Below are 2708 nucleotides of genomic sequence, written 5' to 3'. Positions count from 1 at the left end.
CATACAGATAGGTAAGGGTTTGAAGTTATCGCTCCCTTTTCCCCCTGTTCACACCGTACGTGCGACTTTCACCGCATACGGCGTTCCAACTATTCCAATTTATTCTTTTCTATGTATTAAGCAGACGAGTGCTTTTCTTCCAATTTTAGATTGTTTGATTCTGACATTTTAGTCGTAATGAATTTACTTTTTCCATTTGCTTTTGAGTAAGGTTTAAGGATTTCAAAAGAGCTTCTATTTTAGCTTTATCTTTTAGATGAAGCAGTTTATGTATAGCTTTATCTACAATAATAAGATTTGAATAGCTATCATCATTTGAAATATGATAAGGGTTAATGTGATGGCAATGCCATTCATTAATCCCTAAATCCACTCCTAATATGGCACATTTGCCATATTGGGCAATAAATTTACTGATTCGATTGTCATTGTATTCAATTGATCGATTTGGAATGTAGTTTCTCATGATGTAAGTAAGTATATTTCTATCGATAGCTTTTAAGCTATTATGTATTTTTGCTCTTCCTTCGGCAGTGAAGTTACACGTGGTTTGTGAAAAACAACGTGGTAATTTCCACCGTTGGGCATGTATAGGGACAAAAACCATTTCCTTTATCTTAAATAACTTACTTTCATAACCTTTGTACCTTTTCTGTAAGGTCTTGGTCATATCATGAAAACTTGCCTCTGTTCTAATATTCTTTAGTTGATTGTATAACGTTTTGCGTAGATGATAGTTTAACTTATTTAGATTAATAGTAATTTGAGAGGCAACAGAATAATAGTTTTGGATTCCCATTACCACGGTATTGAAATTCCAGACAGTCTGAGCACTAGGTTTTTTCTTAATCAATTTTATAGCTTCCTTTATCTTTTGGAAGGCGTTTTCTTTTGCCTTCTTCGACATATCGGAACTTGATACGTAAGTTTTTCCTTTTCTTATGGCTTTTACTGAAAAGCCAAGAAACTCGGAAGAGTTCTTCTTTAAATTGATAATTTTAGATTTTTCTTCACTTGTTTCCAAGTGTAGTCTGTTTTTTAAGAAATCTTTCAATGCGTAATTCATTTTTATTGCCTGTGACCTTGTCCTGCACATTATCTTAAAATCGTCCGCATAGCGGACGATGAAGCACTCCTTCAAAGCTGTTCTCTTTAAAGACTTATACTTGCTACCATTGCTCAAATAAGTATGGTTACTTTTAAACGTTTCCCATTGTTCACTAATCCACCAATCCAACTCATTTAATACAATGTTGGAAAGTAAAGGAGATAATATTCCTCCTTGTGGGGTCCCTCTTGTAGGAATACCTACACCTTCAATCTCTGCTTTTAACAGTTTAGATATAATAGAAAGAAGTGGTTTATCCCTTATACCTAACGACCACATTTGTTTTAGTAATTTACTATGATTAACGTTATCAAAGAATCCTTTTATATCAACATCAATACAATGGTAGAGTCCAACTCGATTTATAAGGAACTCGAATCTAGCTTTGGCATGGTGTGTGCTACGATTCGGTCTGAATCCATAACTGTGTTTATGGAATTTTGCTTCACATATTGGCTCTAAAATTTGAAGTATACATTGTTGAAAGATTCTATCCCAAATTGTTGGAATCCCCAATGGTCTGGTTTTTCCTTTTCCTTTCGGAATAAAAACACGCCTTACTGTTTGAGGCTCGTAACACATGAACATTGTTTGAACCTTTTCTATTACTTCTGTAACTGACAGATGTGTAATATCATCAATCGTTAATTTATCTGTTCCCGCAGTTTTGCTACCTGTATTTCTTTTAATGTTTCGGTAGGCAAGTCGAATATTATCTTCAGAACATATTAATTCTGTTAAATCATAGAAGTGATGACCATTGACACTTTGAGCATAAAGTATGTCAAAACAAGTTTGCATACAGTAATATTCACTGTGTCTCAGTTTCTCCCGTTTCAATAAGTCGGTTACTCCTTTCGAAGTTAAACCTCTTTTAGTCTCACAAGAACCTTATTAATCGATAAAGAACTGCCTTACATGGTTGAATAAATCTTATTAGTCTAGTGGCTATCCCTTCATGTGGATTAGACATTTCATTGGTACTGTGCCACCACTTTCACTGATACAAAGACAAGTTATGCAGTAACTAATATCATTAATGCTTTCCTTGCCAACGCTTCGTTAGAAGTAAGTCCTCCACGTTATCAGCTTACAATGTTGAATTATATCTATTATAGAATGAACTTAGGTGCTTCCTGTAAGCCTGTTAGCATTCATACGCCTGTAACGTATCATGGATTTTCATATTAGTTAGTCTTACTCATCCACATCTAACCTCACAATTTGGTGATATACACATTTCTATGTATCGCAGGTATAGACCCGTACATTCAGAAGTTCGTCAGCTTAACCTTTTATGGTAGGCTTATTCGCATTCTCACCATATTCATTCAACTCAAGCATCATGAACTACACCACTCCATCGAGTAGGCTTTCGTCAGCCAAACTGGTACGGTAATTTCTCACGCCTTTTCGCCGAGCTTATAACATGATCATTCTTACTAAATCTAATGCTATTCGACTAAGAGAGAACCCTTCAAGGCGTTACCCAATCATTTGATTCTTCGATATAATCCTTCAATTCCGAAAGGAACTGTCTAGCCTTTACTAGAGTAATGTGACCATTCTCCATTTAAACTAGAAACATTTCGCACAACTA

Annotated in this window: 1 protein-coding gene; it reads right to left on the bottom strand. The window is 35.1% G+C overall.

Annotation, left to right across the window (positions count from 1 at the left end):
* Positions 1–145: 145 nt before the first annotated feature.
* Positions 146–1948 (bottom strand): group II intron reverse transcriptase/maturase, encoded by a 1803-nt coding sequence (gene ltrA / locus COC46_RS20645; RefSeq protein ID WP_483295517.1) that lies wholly within the window; start codon positions 1946–1948, stop codon positions 146–148.
* Between the last annotated feature and the right edge of the window lie 760 nt (positions 1949–2708).

This window comes from Bacillus sp. AFS041924 (assembly GCF_002577195.1).
GTDB lineage: Bacteria > Bacillota > Bacilli > Bacillales > Bacillaceae_G > Gottfriedia.
Note: the sequence above shows the minus strand (reverse complement) of the source record. Positions and strands in the feature narration are given on the sequence as shown.